The sequence below is a fragment of the Kouleothrix sp. genome (genome assembly GCF_046328425.1).
GTDB lineage: Bacteria > Chloroflexota > Chloroflexia > Chloroflexales > Roseiflexaceae > Kouleothrix.
Window position 1 is genome coordinate 1 of sequence record NZ_JAXLWP010000037.1, and the last position, 18145, is coordinate 18145.

General features: G+C 68.1%; 14 protein-coding genes. 4 read left to right on the forward strand and 10 right to left on the reverse strand.

Going from position 1 to position 18145, the window contains the following annotated elements; all coding sequences use genetic code 11:
- Nucleotides 1–275 precede the first annotated feature (275 nt).
- From U0177_RS25740 to U0177_RS25750, 3 genes are read left to right on the forward strand one after another with little or no spacing between them, the layout of a single operon-like run.
- Entirely contained in the window at nucleotides 276–476 is a 201-nt protein-coding gene (locus U0177_RS25740) for a hypothetical protein (protein ID WP_409573540.1), read from the forward strand.
- A gap of 19 nt (nucleotides 477–495) precedes the next feature.
- A complete protein-coding gene (locus U0177_RS25745; RefSeq protein WP_409573541.1) occupies nucleotides 496–1293 on the forward strand; it encodes a ferric reductase-like transmembrane domain-containing protein in 798 nt (265 codons plus the stop codon).
- Nucleotides 1294–1342: 49 nt separating this feature from the next.
- A complete protein-coding gene (locus U0177_RS25750) occupies nucleotides 1343–1579 on the forward strand; it encodes an indolepyruvate ferredoxin oxidoreductase subunit alpha (RefSeq protein WP_409573542.1) in 237 nt (78 codons plus the stop codon).
- 123 nt (nucleotides 1580–1702) lie between these two features.
- On the opposite strand, the gene solA is transcribed toward U0177_RS25750, so the two are convergent.
- The 5 genes from solA to U0177_RS25775 all read right to left on the reverse strand — a co-directional run bounded on the left by solA (nucleotide 1703) and on the right by U0177_RS25775 (nucleotide 9585).
- Nucleotides 1703–2881: an N-methyl-L-tryptophan oxidase gene (gene solA / locus U0177_RS25755; RefSeq protein ID WP_409573543.1), complete on the reverse strand. Its 1179-nt coding sequence runs from the start codon at nucleotides 2879–2881 to the stop codon at nucleotides 1703–1705.
- Between the two features lie 929 nt (nucleotides 2882–3810).
- Complete coding sequence (locus tag U0177_RS25760; protein WP_409573544.1) at nucleotides 3811–5340, reverse strand: trimethylamine methyltransferase family protein; 1530 nt, start codon at nucleotides 5338–5340, stop codon at nucleotides 3811–3813.
- A 270-nt stretch (nucleotides 5341–5610) separates the two neighbouring features.
- Entirely contained in the window at nucleotides 5611–6534 is a 924-nt protein-coding gene (locus U0177_RS25765; protein ID WP_409573545.1) for a hypothetical protein, read from the reverse strand.
- A 141-nt stretch (nucleotides 6535–6675) separates the two neighbouring features.
- Nucleotides 6676–7797 carry a mandelate racemase/muconate lactonizing enzyme family protein gene (locus U0177_RS25770; RefSeq protein ID WP_409573546.1) on the reverse strand — a complete coding sequence of 374 codons (1122 nt, stop codon included), beginning with the start codon at nucleotides 7795–7797 and terminating at the stop codon, nucleotides 6676–6678.
- 612 nt (nucleotides 7798–8409) lie between these two features.
- Nucleotides 8410–9585, reverse strand: a complete 1176-nt coding sequence (locus tag U0177_RS25775; protein ID WP_409573547.1) for an iron-containing alcohol dehydrogenase — start codon at nucleotides 9583–9585, stop codon at nucleotides 8410–8412.
- Nucleotides 9586–9907: 322 nt separating this feature from the next.
- Between U0177_RS25775 and U0177_RS25780 the strand changes: the two genes are divergently transcribed.
- Nucleotides 9908–10336: a hypothetical protein gene (locus U0177_RS25780; protein WP_409573548.1), complete on the forward strand. Its 429-nt coding sequence runs from the start codon at nucleotides 9908–9910 to the stop codon at nucleotides 10334–10336.
- A gap of 18 nt (nucleotides 10337–10354) precedes the next feature.
- Here the strand turns inward: U0177_RS25780 and U0177_RS25785 are convergent, their stop codons facing one another.
- The 5 genes from U0177_RS25785 to U0177_RS25805 form a co-directional block, all read right to left on the reverse strand.
- The gene (locus U0177_RS25785) at nucleotides 10355–11026 is read right to left on the reverse strand and encodes a CBS domain-containing protein (protein ID WP_409573549.1); all 672 of its coding nucleotides are present in this window, start codon (nucleotides 11024–11026) and stop codon (nucleotides 10355–10357) included.
- Nucleotides 11027–11156: 130 nt separating this feature from the next.
- A complete protein-coding gene (locus U0177_RS25790; protein ID WP_409573550.1) occupies nucleotides 11157–13349 on the reverse strand; it encodes a dipeptide ABC transporter ATP-binding protein in 2193 nt (730 codons plus the stop codon).
- A 311-nt stretch (nucleotides 13350–13660) separates the two neighbouring features.
- A complete protein-coding gene (locus tag U0177_RS25795; RefSeq protein ID WP_409573551.1) occupies nucleotides 13661–14608 on the reverse strand; it encodes an ABC transporter permease in 948 nt (315 codons plus the stop codon).
- Nucleotides 14609–14791: 183 nt separating this feature from the next.
- On the reverse strand, nucleotides 14792–16099 hold the full coding sequence (locus U0177_RS25800; protein WP_409573552.1) for an ABC transporter permease: 1308 nt from the start codon (nucleotides 16097–16099) through the stop codon (nucleotides 14792–14794).
- Between the two features lie 237 nt (nucleotides 16100–16336).
- The gene (locus tag U0177_RS25805) at nucleotides 16337–18079 is read right to left on the reverse strand and encodes an ABC transporter substrate-binding protein (RefSeq protein ID WP_409573553.1); all 1743 of its coding nucleotides are present in this window, start codon (nucleotides 18077–18079) and stop codon (nucleotides 16337–16339) included.
- Nucleotides 18080–18145 lie beyond the last annotated feature (66 nt).

The following is an 18145-nucleotide window of genomic DNA, read 5'->3' on the forward strand; positions in this document are numbered from 1 at the left end:
AGCAGCGCGTGCTATCGTAGCGCCTGGTTAACACGAGTTACGCGGTCGCCTGCGATATCGGCTCCTTCTGCCTGCGGCAGCATGGTACTTCGCTTTCTTTTGTGCTGAGATTGTGGCGCTTTGCGCCACAATCTCAGCACCATAGATGAAAAGTACCGCCTGTCTGCTGAGATGCCGCTGTAATCTAACCGGCCGTTGCTTTGGCGAGAGCAGCGCGACTATGAGAATGGCGCCGCGAGCTAAAGCGGGCAACAGCTGATAGGAGAGGAACCGACATGCCAGCACGACAGCCAGCCAAACGTTCAAACCACCGGGTTGTAGCCTCGAAGATCGTGATCGGCCTTCTGGCGCTCACGGCCACCATCGGCGGGGGCGTAGCGCTGAACCGCCAATCCGAGCCGCTGGTGCAGCGCACGGTCTACGCCGTCGATCTGCAGGCCGCCGTTGTACCAATCGACCAGGCGTTCGCCCGCTAGGAGAAGGAGGCAACCTGCTATGCCATCGCAACCTGTCGTTCAAGTGGCTGCCCAGGCATCAAAGGTGCGCCCCGCCACCGGCGCGGCCCAGCCAGGCGAGCGCATCGCGCCGCCGACGTACAGCATTCCGCTCGGGCTGCGCATAGTGCGCGTGCTGGCGGTGTCAGTCGTCAGCAGCATCTTGATCCTGGCGACGCTGCCGATCTGGCGGCCGGCCGGGCCGATCGTACTGCCATCGCTGGCGCCGGCCGGCTACCTGATGCTGGCGCGCGCCGGCGGGTTTGTGGCCTATGCGCTGCTGTGGCTGTCGATGGCGCTGGGCGTCTCGATCAGCAGCAAGCTCTCGCGCATCTGGCCGGGCGGCCCGGCTGCGGCCGACGTGCACCGCTACGTCAGCCTGCTGGGCGTCAGCTTCACGCTGATCCACGTGCTGACGCTGCTGGGCGACGCCGCGCTGGGCTATACGCTCGGCAAGGGCCTGCTGCCGTTCGCGGGGTCGAGCTACCGGCCATTCTGGATGGGTCTGCTGGGCAAGATTGGCTTCTACATCATGGCGCTGGTGGCCCTGAGCTTCTACATACGCGCGCGGCTGGGGCACCGGCTGTGGCGGCTGATCCACTACCTGAGCTTTGTGTCGTTCGTGCTGTCGCTGGTGCACGCGCTGTCCGCCGGCACCGACAGCGCGGCGCCCTGGGCGATCGGGCTGTACGGCGCCAGCGTGGCCGTGCTGCTCGGACTCACGGCCCACCGGCTGCGGCAGGCGCGCCGCGCCCGCAGGCAGCCCGCCACACCCCGCCGATCGGCGGCCGCACCGTAGAGGCGCGGCGCACGCGCCTGCATTGCAACCAAGCATAAGGAGGAACACCGTGGCCTACATCATCACCGAAGCCTGCATCGAAACCAAAAACGCCGCCTGCTCGGCCGTGTGCCCGGTCGACTGCATCTACGAGGGCGACGACCAGTTCTACATCAACCCGGAGGAGTGCATCGACTGCGGCGCCTGCGAAGCCGAGTGCCCGGTGTCGGCGATCTATGCCGAGAGCGCCGTCCCGGCGGCGCTGCGCGGCTACGCCGGCAAGAACCGCGCGTACTTCGTCGGCTAGCGCGCGCAGGGGCGGAGCGGATGCAGCCCCGCGCGTACCGAGGTGCGGCTCGCCTTTCTGCTGCGGCGTGAAGCTAAGCCGCGCGCCGCAGCAGAAACCAGATGCAACCAACTACAGAGCCGGCTACACCATAAACGAGGCGGGGAAGCTGGGGTCGGTAAGCGCGGGCCGATCGATGCGGAACGCGTCGATCGGATATTCCGAGCGGCCGTCGACCGCCAGCTGGCTAAGGATCTTGCCGATCAGGCCGGCGAACTTAAAGGCGTGGCCAGCGCCGATCGCCACGGCGATCTGCGGGTGCGCGGGCAGCCTGTCGATCACGAAATCACGGTCGGGCGTGAGCGTGTACAGGCAGGTTTTGGTATACAGCTCGGGGCCGACCATACGCGGGATGTACGTCTCGAGGAAGCGCAGCAGGTCGGCGTGGGCGCGCGGGTTCGGCTCGAACGTGCGCGTGTCGGCGGTCACCACCTCGCCGCCGACGTCCTGCCCGGCCTTGGCGGCGACCTCGCCGTACACCGGGAAGCCGTAGAAGCACTCGCGCGCGCCGCCGTGCCAGATCCAGATCGGGAAGCGGTCGGGCGCAAACTCGCGCAGGTGCGGCGTCGCGAAGTACGTCACCTGCTCTTGCGTCACCGTGAGCGGCAGGGTTGTGCCGGCGGCGCGCAGCACCTGGTTGCTCCACGCGCCCGAGGCCACCACCACGCGCCGCGCGCGGAACGTGCCGGCGGCGGTATCGACCTCGGCGCCGTCGCCGGAGGGGCGAATCGCGCGCACCGGCGTAGACTCAAGGATCGTCGCGCCGCGCGCGCGCGCCAGCGTGGCGTGCACCGCGTTGGCCTTGCGCGCGTCGACCAGCCCGCTGTCGGCCTGGTACAGCGCGCGCGCGGCGCCCGGCAGGCGGAACTGCGGCCAGCGCGCCATGACCTCGGCCGCGCCAAGCCGCTCGTAGGCGATCCCGGCCGCGTCCATCGAATCGGCGTAGTGGCCGATGTACTGCGGCTGCTCGCCGGCGACCAGCTCGAAGTCGAGGCCGCCGGTGCGGTGCACCAGCCGCACGCCCGACTCGTCCTCGGCGGCGGCCCAGGCGGCGTAGGTGTGGCGGGTCAGCGCGGTGTAGGCCGGGGCGTGGTAGGCCAGCCGGATGATCCGCGAGTGATCCTGCGACTCGCCGCGCTCGTGGCCGAGCGCGAACTGCTCGATCGCCAGCACCTCGCGGCCGGCCGCGCGCGCCAGCCAGTAGGCTGCGGCGCTGCCAATGCCGCCGCAGCCGACGACGATGTATTCGTAGGCGGTTTTCATGTTTGGTTGCTTTCTGCTCGGGGCGCGGGCGCTGCGCCCCCGGCCCTAGCTCTCCGGGGTGCTGCGCCCCCGTGCCCCAGCTTTCCGGGGTGCTGCGCCCCCGTGCCCCAGCTTTCCGGGGTGCTGCGCCCCCGGCCCTAGCTCTCCGGGGCGCTTCGCCCCGTGCTCCAGCTTTCCGGGGCGCTTCGCCCCCGGCCTTCGAGTAGGAAAACCCTGCCGGTTTTCCTACAACCTTTCCGGCTAAAAGAGCGCCGTGCCAGCAACGCCGTGATCCGTTCATGCCTCAGGGCAACCCAGCACGTCCTTCTGCGCCACAAGGCATACCACCTTTCCGGCTAAAAGAGCGCCGTGCCAGCAACGCCGTGATCCGTTCATGCCTCAGGGCAACCCAGCACGTCCTTCTGCGCCACAAGGCATGCACCACCTTTCCGGCTAAAAGAGCGCCGTGCCAGCAACGCCGTGATCCGTTCATGCCTCAGGGCAACCCAGCACGTCCTTCTGCGCCACAAGGCATGCACCACCTTTCCGGCTAAAAGAGCGCCGTGCCAGCAACGCCGTGATCCGATCATGCCTCAGGGCAACCCAGCACGTCCTTCTGCGCCACAAGGCATGCACCACTGGCGCTCAAACAGAGATGGCTTGCTTTGACGGGGCCTGGGGCGAAGCCCCAGCCGGGGGTGCAGGGGCGTCGGCACGCCCCTGCCGCAGGGCGCGGGGGCGCGTAGCCCCCGAAAGCCGGCCGCAGGGCGCGGGAGCGCGTAGCCCCCGAAAGCCGGCCGCAGGGCGCGGGGGCGCGTAGCCCCCGACAACCAAGCCGCAGGGCGCGGGGCGCGCGTAGCCCCCGAAAGCCGGCCGCAGGGCGCGGGGGCGCGTAGCCCCCGAAAGCCGGCCGCGGGGCGCTTAGCCCCCGAAGCGGCGCGATGCCCGCGCTACACCAGCTCGCGCGCGCGGCGATCGACAAACTCGTTCAGCTCCTGCTCGACGCCGGGATCGATCGGCGGGCGCTCATAATTCTGCAGCAGCTCCTTCCAGATGCGGTTGGCGCGCTGGGCCGCGTCGGGCCGGCCGGCCTCCTCCCACTGGCCGATGTTCAGCCGGTCGCCAATGATCGGCCGGTAGAACTCGCTCTGGTAGCGCGCGGCGGTGTGCTCGGTGCCGAAGTGGTGCCCGCCCGGCCCCACCGCCTTGATCGACTCGAACGCCAGCGTGTCGGCGCTCACCTCGACGCCGCCGAGCAGGTGCTGCATCATCGCGAGGCCCTCGACGTCGAGGATGAGCTTCTCGAACGAGGCCACCAGCCCGGACTCGAGCCAGCCGGCGGCGTGCTGCACCCAGTTGGTGTGGCTCATCACCGTGGGCCACAGGCACCACTGGCTCTCGAAAGCCGCCTGGGCGTCGGGCGTCTTGGCGGTATTCAGGCCGCCGCTGCCGCGGTAGGGCAGGCCGTAGCGCCGCGCCAGCTGCGCGCCGGCAAAAAACGCCCACGCGCCCTCGGGCGTACCGAACGCCGGGCTGCCGCTAGTCATATCGGTGTTGGTAGTGAAGCCGCCGTAGATCACCGGCACGCCGGGGTTCACCAGCTGGGTCAGCGCGATCGCCGCCAGCGCCTCGGCGTTCTGCTGCGCCACGGCGGCGGCCATGGTAATCGGGCTCATCGCGCCCGCGAGGATGAACGGCGTCACCACCAGCGGCTGGCCGCCGCGCGCGTAGGTGATCAGCCCGCCGAGCATGCTGGTGTCCCAGCGCAGCGGGCTGTTGGCGTTGACGATCGCGGCAAACGCGGGCTCACGGCGCAGCGCCTCGGCGCCGCCGAACACGATCGCCGCCATCGCCAGGCAGTCGGCGGCCACACTGCGGCCGTGGGCCGCCTGGGCCACCACCTTGTCGCTGAGCGTAAAGATCGCCCGGCCGCGCTCGAGGTGGCGCACCTGCACCGGCAGATCCTGCGGCTCGGTGATCTGGCTCTCGAGCACGTGGATGGGGTTGCACATATGCACCAGCTTGGCCAGCGTGTGCACGTCGGCCAGCGTGCCGGGCCGGCGGCCGCTGTCGAGGTCCGAGGCGAACGCGGTGCCGCTGGTGCTGACGAACACAATATTGTTGCCGCCGATGCGCAGGTTCTTGGCCGGGTTGCGCGCGCGCAGCGTAAACTCGTGCGGCGCCTTGCCCACGGCCTCAAGCACGATCCCACGGTCGATCCATGCGTGCTGAGCCGAGCGATCGACCTTCGCGCCGGCGCGCTCCCAGATATCGAGCGCCTCGGCGTCGAGGAAGTCGAGGCCGATCTCCTCAAGGATGCGCATGGAAGTGTCGTGGATCTGCTCGAGCTGATCGGGCGCGAGCATCTCGACCGGAGGCAGCCAGTTGCTAAGCTGGCGAAACGGCAGCTGCTCGATCGGCGAGCGCCGGCGCTGCTCGCGCCGCGCCGCGCGGCGGTCGGAGGCTGTGCGTGTGGTCATTGGTATTGCCTTTTTGATAGCGAGAAGAAACGTAGCCACCAAGGCACGAAGACACCAAGATTGTTGTGCAATGCTCTACGCGCAGCCTGCTTCCACCCCTTGGTGCCTTGGTGTCGTGGCGGTAAAGACCAATTGCTACTGCCTTCGTAGTAGCGAGAAGAAACGTAGCCACCAAGGCACGAAGACACCAAGATTGTTGTGCAATGCTCTACGCGCAGCCTGCTTCCAACCCTTGGTGCCTTGGTGTCGTGGCGGTAAAGACCGAATGTATCACTCGAGCGTAGCGCCGTGTGGCGAGCACACGCTGCCGATCACGCTGCCGCCGAAGAAGCCCAGCTCGGCGGTGAGCGCGCGGCGTAGCGCCCGGCTGGGGCCGGCGCCCTGGATCAGGCCATACAGCGCCAGGCCGCCGAGCGCTCGGCCACACACCAGCGCGCCGTGGCCGCGCATGATCGCCAGCAGCCGGGCCTCGGCGTCGTCGAGCGGGTGCGGCGTTTCGGCGAGGCGCAGCGCGTCGTCGTTGAGCTGCTGGATCTCGCCCAGCGCCGCCGCGAAGGCCGCGATGTCGTCGCGCTCGGCCGCGCCAAACAGCTGCTCGCAGCTCGCCCGGCCAGCGCCGAGGTGGCGCGCGGCGGCGCGCAGCTCGGCGCGGCGCTCGGCCTCGAGCGACTCGACCGCGCCGGAGGGCACGCGTGGCAGCACCAGCACCCACACCCAGGCGGCGTCCTCGCCGGCGTGCGCGATCGGCACGCGGCGGGCCAGCCCGCCCGAGTCGTCGACGAGCAGCAGGCCGCCGTGGGCAAACGCGTGCGTCTCGAGCGCCTCGTCGGCGCCGAGGCCTGCCGCACTGGCCAGCGCCTGCGCGTCGTCGGCGGGCAGCTCGCCCAGCTCCGCCAGCGTGCGCGCCACGCTCAGCCCGAGCATCCCGGCCGAGCCCAGGCCCATGAAGCTCGGGATGGCCAGCTCGATCTCGATCTCGCCCTGGCGCGGCAGGCCGTGGTGCTCGAGAAAGCGCTCGGCCTGGCGGTAGGCCAGGTCGGCGCGCCCGCCGGTGATCAGCAGCAGCGCCGAGCGGCGCGCCTCGATCTCGATGGGCGGGTAGGTCAGCGCTACGCCCAGCTGGTGCGTCCGGCCGTCGATATCGGCCATGCCGAGCAGCAGGCAGCATGGCGAGGTAAGCTTCAACTGCATCATGTATTTCTTTGTAGGCAATCCTCAGAGCCTGTTTGAAGGGTGCGCGAGGGGCTATGCCCTCGCACTTCTGGCGGGTGCGGCCACATTCGTGGCCGCCACCCGCCAGAAAAATCTGTATCATCTGCACGATCTTAAGAATAACTACTCCATGGTTCCGGTATGAATCCGCAGCGGCTCGAGCGCGCCCCAGTCGATCGCCACGCCGAGGCCGGGGGCATCGGGCAGCGCGATCGTCGCCGAGGCGTCGGGCAGGATCGGCCGCGGCAGAATGAAATCGCGGCGCTCGGGCGTCCAGCCCGGCGGGTCGATCGGGTACTCGACAAACGGCGCGGTCGAGAGCGCCGCGCAGACATGCAGGTTCGCCAGCAGCACCAGGCCATCGCCCCAGGTGTGCGGCGAGTAGATCGCGCCGGCGGCCTGCACCTCGCCCGCGAGCTGGCGGGCGCGCAGCACCCCGGTGCTCCACACCACGTCGGCCTGGTACACGTCGAACGAGCCGTGGCGCAGGTACTCGCGCAGCTCGCTGTACTCGCGGTTGCCCTCGCCGCCGGCGATCCGCAGGCGCGCGCGGCGGCGCAGATCGGCCAGGCCGCGGTAGTCGTGGCGCTGCAGCGGCTCCTCGAGCCAGTAGACGCCCAGCTCGGCCAGCGCATCGGCAACCCATAGCGCCGTCTTGAAATCCCCCGACGGCGCGGCGTCCCAGGGCATCTGCCAGCCCTGGTTGGCGTCCACGAGGATGTGCATGTCGGGGCCAACGGCCTCGCGCACCGCGCGCACCACTGCGATGTCGTCGCGCGGGTCGGCGGCGTGAAAGCGCACCTTGAGCGCCGGGAAGCCCGCATCGCGCAGCGCGCGGGCCGAGGCGGCGCGCGCGTCGGCCGGCCGGCGCTCGCCGCACGAGGCGTACATGCGCACGCGGGCCTCGCGGCCGCCCAGCAGCTTCCAGAGCGGCTGGCCGCTGATCTGGCCCATGAGATCCCACAGCGCCACCTCGAGCGGCCACATGCGCCCGTACATGAACTGCAGGTTGTCGAGGATGCGCACGTGCCGCTCGATCTCGAACGGGTCGCGGCCGATGAACAGGTGCTCGTGGCCGGCGAAGCCCAGCATCGCGTCGCCGGAGCCGACGCCCTCGTAGGCGCCGGCGCGCACGCGCACGAGCGTGGCGGTGTGGCTGGTGCGCGGCCGCGGATCCCACGACGCGTGGAACGGCGGGTCGAGCGGCAGACGGTAGTGGTGGATTTGGATTGAGTCGATCTTCATAGTATCTCGTGCAAGAGCCGGCTTTTGGCTATGTTCGGGGCTACGCGCCCCTATGCGCCTCTAGGGGGCTACGCCCCATGCGTCTCCGGGGGCTGCGCGCCCCCGTGTTCCTCGCGTCTCCGGGGGCTGCGCGCCCCCGTGCTCCTCGCGCCTCTGGGGCTACGCGCCCCCGTGCCCCGCCAAGGCTACTTCGGGGGCTGCGCCCCCGACCCCCGCCAAGGCTACTTCGGGGGCTACGCGCCCCCGTGCCCCGCGGCTGGGGCGTGCCGACGCCCCTGCACCCCCGGCTGAGGCTTCGCCCCAGACCCCGTCAAAGAATGCCGCCTTGCATGCGGCGCCGGTGGTGCATGCCTTGGGGCACAGAATAGCTGCTTTGTTGCCCTAAGGCATGATCGCTTGACATTGCTCGCCAGCACAGCGCTCGTTCAGCCGGAAAGGTCGTAGGAAAACCGGCCGGGTTTTCCTACTCGGGGGCACGGGGGCGAAGCGCCCCGAAAGGATCTGATACTCCCCTACTCGGGGGCACGGGGGCGAAGCGCCCCGAAAGGATCTGATACTCCCCTACTCGGAGGCACGGGGGCGAAGCGCCCCGAACAAGCCAGGCGCAAGCCGCTAGAACGCCGCCCGATACAGCGCCTCCATCGCATCTTCGTTCACCGAGCGCGGGTTGGTCCACCAGTTCAGGTCGACGGTGTAGGACAGCTTGGCCATCGGCTTGATCATCGCCTCGGTCACGCCCACGTCGCGCAGGCGCGTGGGCAGCCCGGCGTCGACCGCGAGCTGGCGCACGGCCTCGACGGCGCGCTCGGCGCTCTGGCGCAGGCTGCCCTCGGCGGGCACGCCCAGCGCCGCGCCGACGCGCGCGTAGCGCTCGTAGGCCCCCAGCAGGCTGTAGGCCATCTGGTGCGGCAGCATGATCGAATTCGCCAGGCCGTGCTGCACGTTCGCAAACCCCGAGAGCTGGTGCGCCAGCGAGTGGCACGCGCCCAGCCACTTCGAGCTGATCGCCACGCCGCCGATATAGGCCGCCTGGGCCATGTCGTAGCGCGCGGCGCGGTTGTCGCCGCGCGCCACTGCGGCCGGCAGCGCACGCCCGGCCAGCTCGATCCCGTGCAGGATCATCGGGTCGAGCACCGGGTTGTCGTTGGTCGAGACATACGCCTCGATGCAGTGGGTCAGCGCGTCCATGCCGGTGGCGGCGGTCAGAAACGCCGGCAGCGTCAGCATCAGCTCGGGGTCGATGATCGCCATTGTCGGCACCGAGCGCGGCCCGCCTACGCCGAACTTGAACTTGTCGGCCGCGTCGGTGATCACCGCCCAGGGCGTCACCTCGGCGCCGGTGCCGGCTGTCGTCGGGATGGCGATATACGGCGGCAGCGCCTTCGGGTGCGGGCGCGCCTTGTCGCCCATGCGGTAGGCGTACTCGGCCACGCGCCCCTCGGGCGGGCCGCCGGCCACCATGCGCACGGCCTTGGCGGTGTCGAGGCCGCTGCCGCCGCCAATGCCGACGATCAGGTCGGCCGCGCTCTCGCGAAACGCCGACACAGCGGCGTCGACCGAGGTGGTGCTGGGGTTAGGCTCGACCTGGTCGTAGAGCGTGTGCGACACGCCGGCGGCCACCAGCGAGGCCAGCACCGGCTCGATCAGGCCAGCCTTCACCACACCGGGGTCGGCCAGCACAAACACGTGGCGCGCGCCCTCGGCGCGGGCCTCGGCGCCAACACGCCCTGCGGCGCCGAAGCCAAAGTAAACCTGGCCAGGCCAGATGTAGTACGACGGTGAGGACATAGTCGGGAGAATGCCTTTCTTTATTGACAGGACTTACGTGGTAGGGGTTCGGGGGCGGCTTCGCCGCCCCCGTAAACCTCTTTGGCTGGTCGCGGCCACGGCGGTGGCCGCGACCAGCCAAAAAGAGTGATCTTGGAGGGCTTGCGCCCTCCAAACCTCCCACGCGGGAGGACACCGCGTAACTCGTGTTATTGACAGGAACGAGACGCGCAAGTTCCGCTATTGAGATCGTTTCCGGCTGTGCTATCGTATACTATGCACAGCAAGCTGTTTCTTAGGCTGCCCGCGCCCCGCGCGGCGCGCAGCCGAGGCGGGTGAAGCGATGGAGCGCGAACCACGATCCCGGCGCTGGCGCGCGGCGGCCGCAACCGCCGTGCTGCTGGCCGTGCTCGGCCTGGCTGGGTTGGGCGCGCTGCTGTACCGCTCGTTTCAGGCCACCGAATACCCCGGCGCCACGCGCGTGGCCGACGCGACGATCACGCGCTACACGCCAAACTTTGTCATCCGCCGCACCTCGGTGTACCGCACCACCGACGCTTTCAACAAAGTGTACAACTGGTACTCGGTTCGCTTCGCACTTGGCCCCGAGTCGTACGCCCAGAGCAATTGCATCCTCATGAGCGCGTCGCGACCGCGCGGCTGGGGCCTCGACGAGCAGATGAGCGTCATGGTGTGCGGCACGCCGAACGACCAGATGATGTTCGTGATGCGCGCGCTGATCTTTCGCTACCCGCGCTTCGGCCTGCTCTAGAGCGAAGCTGCCGGCCCGCTACCGCGCCTCCTCGGTTGTCTCGCGCAGATCCACAAGCTGCTGGCCCTCGATGCTGTTGAGCGCCGCGACAAGCGCGTCGCGCTGGGCGTGGCGCACCTTGACGATCAGATCCCAGTGGTTTGGATCTTTGGGCGTGCGCACGCTGCCCAGCGCCATGATGCCCCAGCCGTTGTCGGAGATCACGCGGATGAGCTTGCGGAACTCGCCGTTGCGGTCGGGCACGCGCATCACCACGCGCCAGCCGGGGTCGATCGCGCCGAGCAGGTTGCGCAGCTCGATCAGCAGGTCGGTCTCGGTGATGATCCCCACCACAATGCCGTTATCTTCCACCACCGGCAGGCCGCTGATCTTGCGGGCGATCATCAGGTCGGCGGCCTGCTCAAGTGTCGCGTCCGGCGCGATCGTCGCCAGGTCCGGCCCGCTGATCATCACTTTGTCCACCGTCAGGCCCGAGAGGTAGCGCGTCAGCTCCCATGGGTCGAGGCTGCCGACCTGCTCGGGCCGGATGGCGATGCGCTGGCGCGTGACCAGGCCGATCAGCCGCTTGCCATCGCCGACCACCGGCAGGTGCCGGATGTTGTTGTCGGCCATGAGCTTCTGCACCTCGAGCACGCGCCGGCCTGGCTCGATCATAATCGGGTGGCGGGTCATATAGTCTTTGACAAGCATTGGGCTGCCTTTTCGCTATGCTTGGTTTTGAAGCGCGGTGCCCTCTCCCCGCCCGCTCTCGCTGCCTGGTATGCGGGCGCAAGCGCCGCATCGCAGGCCAATCTGCTGCCCTAGCCGATAAGCAGTCGGCTTATAAAGGATTCGCCGCCTCGACCACGGGCTCCAGGCTGCGCAGGGTTTCGAGCGGAATATGGCACAGGATCTTGTGGCCGTCGCCGGCTTCCTGCCAGGGCGGCTCCTGGGCCGCGCAGATCGCGCCGCCGTCGGGCAGCAGCTGGCGGCGCGGGCAGCGCGTGTGGAAGCGGCAGCCGCTTGGCGGGTGCAGCGGGCTCGGCACGCTGCCCTCGAGCCGGATGTGCTTCTGCTCGACGCTCGGGTCGGGGATGGGCACCGCCGCCAGCAGCGACTCGGTGTAGGGGTGGTAGGGCGGCGCGTAGATTGCCTCGGCCGGGCCGATCTCGACGACCTTGCCCAGGTACATCACCGCGACGAAATCCGAGAAGAACCGCACCACGCTCAGGTCGTGCGCGATAAAGATCATCGTGGTGCCGTGCTCGCGCTGGATCTCGAGCAGCAGGTTCAGCACCGCCGCCTGAACCGACACGTCGAGCGCCGACACTGGCTCGTCGCACAGCACCAGGTCGGGGCGGCCGGCGAAGGCGCGCGCGATGCCGACGCGCTGCTTCTCGCCGCCCGAGAGCTGGCGCGGCCGCCGGTCGTAGTAGTGCTCGTCGAGCTTCACCGCCTGCAGCAGCCGCACCACTTCGTCGTGCACCTGGCTGCCCGGCACCACCTTGAAGCGCTTGAGCGGGCGCTCGATCTGCGCGCCAATGCTGTAGCTCGGGTTCATGGTGGCGTCGGGGTTCTGAAACACCATCTGCAGCTCGCGGATCAGCGATAGGTCGCGCTGGCTGGCTTTGCGCGTCAGGTCGAAGCCGAGGAACTCGACCGTGCCGCCGCTCATGTCCTCCAGGCCGATGATCGTCTTGATCAGCGTGCTCTTGCCGCAGCCCGACTCGCCGACTACGCCCAGGGTTTTGCCCGGCGGCAGCGCGAAGCTGACACCGTCGACCGCCTTCACAAACTCTTTTGGCCCGAGCCCGAGCAGGCTCAGCGGCGAGGCCGAGGACGCGCTGTGGCGATAGTAGGTCTTGAGCTCGTCGACGCTCAGCAGCGCGCCCTGGCCGTCTGGCGCAGCTGCCGAAGCCAGCGGCGAAGGGCGAAGAACCGCTGGAGTGCTTTCGTCTTTCGTCTTTGGTTCTTCGTCAATGTTGGTAGGCTCGATCAGTCTGATCACATCGCCGGGCGGGCGCCAGGCGCGCGGGTCGATCTGCTCGGCGAGCAGGCAGCGGCTGAGGTGCTGGCCGCCCAGCTCGCGCAGCGGCGGCCGCTCGGCGCGGCATGCGTCGCGGGCGTAGTCGCAGCGCGGCTCGAACACGCAGCCGGGCGGCAGCCGGTCGGGCGCGGGCACCCTGCCGCGGATCGGGTACAGCTGGCTGCCGGCCTTGTCGATGCCCAGGCGCGGCACGCAGCGCAGCAGGCCCTGGGTATAGGGGTGGCGCGGGTTGGCAAAGATCTCGCGGGTATCGGCCAGCTCGACAAGCTCGCCGGCGTACATCACGCCGACGCGGTTGCTGACGCGGGCGATCACGCCGAGATTATGGCTGATGAACAGGATCGCGGTGTCGAAGTCGCGCCGCAGGTCGGCGATCAGGTCGAGCACTGCGGCCTCGACCGTCACATCCAGCGCGGTGGTCGGCTCGTCCATGATCAGCAGCGCCGGGTTGTTCAGCAGCGCCATGGCGATCACCACGCGCTGCTGCTGGCCGCCCGAGATCTGGTGCGGGTAGCGCTCGAGCACCTTGGCCGGGTCGGGCATATACACGCGCCGCAGCATCTCGACGCAGCGCTCGCGCGCCTCGGCCTGGCCGATGCCACGGTGCACCGTCAGCACCTCGGCCATCTGCTCGCCGATACGCAGCACCGGGTTGAGCGAGGTCATCGGATCCTGGTACACCATGGCGATCTGGTCGCCGCGCAGCTTGCGCAGCGCTTCGGGCGTGCGGCCCACCAGCGACTGGCCCTGGAAGACGATGTCGCCCTTGACGATCTTGCCGTTGCGGCCAAGGTAGTTCACCAGCCCGTACGACACCGTGCTCTTGCCGCAGCCCGACTCGCCCACCAGGCCGAGCGTCTCGCCCCGGAAGATCTCGAACGACACGTCGCGCACGGCATTCACGTCGCCATTACGCGTCTCGTAGGCAATCGCCAGGTTGTCGACCTTGACGACTGGCTGATCCATTTTGCCGGGAGCGCGATTCATGCACAGATTCCTTTGCCAAGCAGCAGTAAGTTGTCGGCGATCGGCAGAAGTAGCCACCAAGACACGAAGACACCAAGATGCGGTGGTTCTCAGCCATCTTTGTGTGCGGTTTTCCGCGCGGAGCGCGGAAAACCGCACATTTCTACGGAATCAGGGAGCGCTCTGCCGAAGCCTGAGCGCGCCAACTGCGTACGTCCTACGAGCTTGTTTGAAAAGTGGGCGCGCGAGGGGCATAGCCCCCGCACTTCCCTTCTGGCGGGTAGCCGCCACCCACCAGAAAAAAGAGAATCGCACTACCCGCTGCTGCCTGCTTAGCGGTATCGCCCCAGCTCCTCCTGTAGCCCATCGGCCAGCAGGTTGAGCCCCACCACCAGCATGGCGGTGGCGGCCGAGGCCCACAGCGCGTCCCAGGGGTGGCCGGCCTGGATGAACTTGCGCCCAGCGTTGACAATGCTGCCCCAGTCGGGCGAGGGCGGCGGCAGGCCCAGGCCGAGGAAGCCGAGCGTGCCGATCGCGAACACCGCGTAGCCCACCCGCAGCATCGCGTCGATCAGGATCGGGCCGCGCGCGTTCGGCAGGATCTCGACGAACATGATGTACCATGGGCTCTCGCCGCGCGTCTGCGCCGCCGCCACATAGTCGCGCGTCTTGATATCGAGCGTCAGGCTGCGCACCAGCCGCGCGATGCCCGGCGCGCCGGCGATCGTGATCGCCAGCACCACGTTCAGCGCCGAAGGCCCGAGCGCGGCGATGATCACCAGGTACAGCAGGATCTGCGGGAAGGCCATGAGCGCGTCGAGCACGCGCATCACCGACTCGTCGATCAGGCCGCCGTAGTAGCCCGCCAGCAGCCCGAGCGTGCCGCCAATCAGCAGCGCCATGCCCACCGAGATCGGCGCCAGCAGCAGGATGATCCGCGCGCCGTGCGCCAGCCGGGCCCACAAATCGCGCCCAAGGCGGTCGGTGCCGAGCCAGTGCTCGGCCGAGGGGCCTTGCAGGCTCGCGCCGCTGAACTGCTGCAGCGGCGAGTAGCGCGCCAGCAGCGGCGTGGCCTGGTAGTCGTCGCCGCCAACCCAGCAGGCCGGCGTAAACAGGCAGGTGTCGGCGAACAGCGCCACGATCACCCAGAAGCTCACCAGCGCCAGCCCGACCATAGCGGTGCGCGAGCGCGCCAGGATGCCGAATGTGGCGCGAACTCTGGCCCAGCGCGAGGGCCGCGCCGGCGCGGGGATGCGTGTCGTCTGTTCGATCGCTGCCATAGAGCTTTCCTTTTTTGCCTGCGGCAGCAAGGTACTTACCGGTATCTCAGGTGCTTCGATGTTTGCGCGCAGTGCAACATCGAGGCACCCCAATGGTACAAGTACCGCTCTGCCGAAGGCTCAGTGCAGCGCCAGTGTAAGCCGTTGCCAACACGCTGCGTTGGGGCGGCGCGCCGTGGCGCGCTACGCGTACCGGATGCGCGGGTTCAGGTAGGTGTAAATAATATCGGCAAACAGCTGCGTGCTCACCGCGATGATCACCAGCACCATGGCCGAAGCCTCGATCGCGAACACATCCTTGAACAGCGCCGCCTCGAGGATGTAGCGGCCGAGCCCCGGAAAGCCGAACAGCGTCTCGACCACCACAATGCCGCCGATCAGCCAGTTGACATGCAGAATAATCACAGTGATCGGCGCCATGAGCGCGTTGCGCAGCGCGTGGCGAAACACGATCCGCCAGCGCGGCAGGCCCTTCAGCGTGGCGGTGCGGATGTAGTTGGTGCGCATCACCTCGATCATGCTGGCGCGCGTGATCCGAAGCACATACCCGAGCTCGATCAGCGTCAGCGTGATGATCGGCAAGATCAGCATCTTCGGCTGCTGGAACAGCGTGCTCTCGTCGGTGGTGACGACCGCGCCCGGAAACCAGCCCAGCCAGGTCGAGAACACCAGGATCAGAAACACGCCGCTGGCAAACTCGGGCGTTGCGGTGGCCACCAGGCTGCCGATCGACAGCAGCCGGTCGATCCAGCGGCCCTCGTTCAGCCCGGCCAGCACGCCCAATGCCAGCGCCAGCGGCATCACAATCAGAAACGCCGCCCCGCCCAGAAACAGCGTGTTGCGCAGGCGCGGCAGCAGCGTTTCGGCCACCGGCCGGCGCGTAAAGAACGACACGCCCGGGTCGCCGCGCAGCAGGCCGTACTGCAGCGGGATGTACGCGCGCGGCGCGCCCTTCGAGGTTGTCCACCCGGCCTTCTGCGGCGTCCAGGTTTCGATCTGCTCGCCGCGCACCCACATGCCGGCGTGGCCCTCGCGGTCGATGCCCCAGAAGATCTGGCGGCCGCTCGCGTCGGTCTTCCACACCTCGGGGCCGAGCGTTACCTCGCGCCGGTCGCCGCCGGGCAGCAGCTCGATCCGCTTCATGGTCTCGCTGTCGTCGGTGAAGTTCTGGTACAGCGTGCCGGCCGCGTCGACGCCCCACCAATTGTAGCGGTTGTTGGTGGCGTCGTAGTAGCGCTGCACCTGCGTGCCCACCACGCCGGCGGCCTGCCAGTCGCTGCCGATCATCCAGCGGATGTAGCGCGTCGCCGCCGGCTGGTCGAGGCCGTTCTGCGCGTTAAACGACGCCTCCTGCTCGGGGGTGATCGTGTTGCCGAGCGAGTTGATCGCGATGTTGCCTGGCGCAAGCTCCGAGATCGCGAAGATCGCGATCGAGACGACAAACAGCGTGAGGATGAGGAACACAATCCGGCGGATGAGAAATTTGACCATGAGCGCCTCGTCACGCATTACCATGCTGAGCGAAGCGAAACATCTTGGCGGTAATCATTGTAACGCAGAGAGATGCTTCACTTCGTTCAGCATGACAACGACCTTCGCTGCCATGCCCGCCGTGGCACGCTATCACAGATCCGAACCGGGCTTGACGAAAGACGAAAGACGGCGCTGTTTCGGCTTCTGTCTTTCGTCCTTCGTCTGAAAGCTCGGCGAACCTGCGGTAGCCTGTACTTAGGCTTTCTTATCCGGGTCGTACCACACCTCGCGCCAGATGTGGTAGTGCGTCGGGTGGGCCTTCAGGTTTTGGAACGCCGGGCTGTAGATGTTCCACACGCTCTGCCACCACGAGATCGCGATCGAGCCGCGCTCCATCTGGATGCGCTCGATGTCCTTCATGATCGCCTTGCGCGCCTCGAGGTCGAGCGTGCCCTGGGCTTTCTTCAGCAGGTCGCTGAACTCCTGGTCGACCCAGCGGCTCTCGTTCCAGGGCACCGGCTTGCCGTCTTTGTCGGCGATATACGCCAGCGGCAGCACCATCACCGCCAGCGGCCGGTGCGTCCAGGGCGTCACGCCCACCGTCGTCTCAGTCCACTTGTCCCAGTACGACGCGTTCGGCATGGTGTCGAGGATGATGTTGAAGCCGGCCGGCTTGGCGTCTTCCTTCAGCGTCTCGATATACGCCACGATGTCGGTCCAGCCGGTGCCGACCGAGATCTTGACGTCGAGCGGCGTTTTCACGCCGGCCTCTTCCAGCAGCTTCTTGGCGCCCTCGGGGTCGTACTTCGGCACATCGACCGGCGCGTAGTCGGGGTGCACCGGCGAAACGTGCATGTCGTGGCCGAGCACGCCCTGGCTGAAGTAGGCTTTGTCGAGGATGCTCTGGCGATTCTGGGTCATCTTCAGCGCCTGCCGCACCTTGTTGTCTTTCCAGGGATCCTGGTCGACGCGCACGCGCAGCACGCGCACCTGCGAGGTGGCGATCGGCTCGACAACGACTTTCTTGTCGTTGCGCAGCGTCTGAAAGGTCTCGACCGTCGGGTCGTAGATCGTGTCGATCTGGCCGGCCTGCAGCGCCGCCACGTAGGCCGTCTGGTCGTTGCCCAGGTCGATGTACTCGATCCCGTCGAGGTACGGCAGCGGCTTGCCGTCGGCGCCGTTCTGCCAGTAGCCCTCGCGCTTCGAGACCTTTACGCGCTCGCCGACCTTGAACTCGTCGAGCTTCATCGGGCCGGTGCCGGGGTTCTTCAGCGTCGTCAGGTCGCCGTTGAAGCTGCGGTGCATGATCTGCGCCGGGTAGTGGAACAGCGTCTCGGGCACGTCGAGCTTGGGGCCGTCGAGCATCAGCTGCACGGTGTACTTGTCGACGGCCTTGACGTTCTCGGGCTTCAGGAAGCCTTCCCACAGGCCCAGGATCGACGATTTGGTTTCGGGCTTGAGCCACTCTTTGAAGTTGAACAGCACGTCTTCCGAGGTGAAATCGTCGCCGTTCGACCACTTGATGCCCTGGCGCAGGTGCAGCGTCCAGACGTCGAGCTTGTCGTTGACGTCCCACTTCTCGAGCAGGTACGGCCGGGTGATGTTGTCGGAGCCCGTCTCCGTCAGGTACTCGTACACCTGGCGGAACTCGTTCGAGTCGAACACCCACGAGAAGCGCGCCGGGTGGTCGACTGCCGGCACCTGGATGCCGACGCGCAGCACGCCGCCGCGCTTGATCCCGCCGGCTGCGGCGGCCTGCGCCGCCGTGGGGGCCGCCGCGGCCGGTGCGGCGGTCGCGGCCGCTGGCGCAGCGGTCGGGGCAACCGAGCCAGGCTGCTGCGGGCTGCCGCCACACGCCGCGAGCACATACGCCGACGACGCGCTCGCGCCGAGCAGCGTCACCACGCGCAAAAACTCGCGGCGGCTGATGCGCCCCTGCCGAAGCTGCTCCTGTACCTCGGGAATCGCTGGGTGAATCCGATCCGTGCGCTTGGCCATCTGTGGTCTCCTTTCGGTGGAACCTGTATCGCAGACGCAGCGCGCTCGCGCCGCAGATGAGGCGAA

Excerpts from the sequence above, each read along its gene's own strand:
- U0177_RS25740 (WP_409573540.1), top strand. The coding sequence starts at position 276 with ATGCCAGCACGACAGCCAGCCAAACGTTCAAACCACCGGGTTGTAGCC.
- U0177_RS25745 (WP_409573541.1), top strand. The coding sequence starts at position 496 with ATGCCATCGCAACCTGTCGTTCAAGTGGCTGCCCAGGCATCAAAGGTG.
- solA (WP_409573543.1), bottom strand. The coding sequence starts at position 2,881 with ATGAAAACCGCCTACGAATACATCGTCGTCGGCTGCGGCGGCATTGGC.
- U0177_RS25760 (WP_409573544.1), bottom strand. The coding sequence starts at position 5,340 with ATGACCACACGCACAGCCTCCGACCGCCGCGCGGCGCGGCGCGAGCAG.
- U0177_RS25765 (WP_409573545.1), bottom strand. The coding sequence starts at position 6,534 with ATGATGCAGTTGAAGCTTACCTCGCCATGCTGCCTGCTGCTCGGCATG.
- U0177_RS25770 (WP_409573546.1), bottom strand. The coding sequence starts at position 7,797 with ATGAAGATCGACTCAATCCAAATCCACCACTACCGTCTGCCGCTCGAC.
- U0177_RS25775 (WP_409573547.1), bottom strand. The coding sequence starts at position 9,585 with ATGTCCTCACCGTCGTACTACATCTGGCCTGGCCAGGTTTACTTTGGC.
- U0177_RS25780 (WP_409573548.1), top strand. The coding sequence starts at position 9,908 with ATGGAGCGCGAACCACGATCCCGGCGCTGGCGCGCGGCGGCCGCAACC.
- U0177_RS25785 (WP_409573549.1), bottom strand. The coding sequence starts at position 11,026 with ATGCTTGTCAAAGACTATATGACCCGCCACCCGATTATGATCGAGCCA.
- U0177_RS25790 (WP_409573550.1), bottom strand. The coding sequence starts at position 13,349 with ATGAATCGCGCTCCCGGCAAAATGGATCAGCCAGTCGTCAAGGTCGAC.
- U0177_RS25795 (WP_409573551.1), bottom strand. The coding sequence starts at position 14,608 with ATGGCAGCGATCGAACAGACGACACGCATCCCCGCGCCGGCGCGGCCC.
- U0177_RS25800 (WP_409573552.1), bottom strand. The coding sequence starts at position 16,099 with ATGGTCAAATTTCTCATCCGCCGGATTGTGTTCCTCATCCTCACGCTG.
- U0177_RS25805 (WP_409573553.1), bottom strand. The coding sequence starts at position 18,079 with ATGGCCAAGCGCACGGATCGGATTCACCCAGCGATTCCCGAGGTACAG.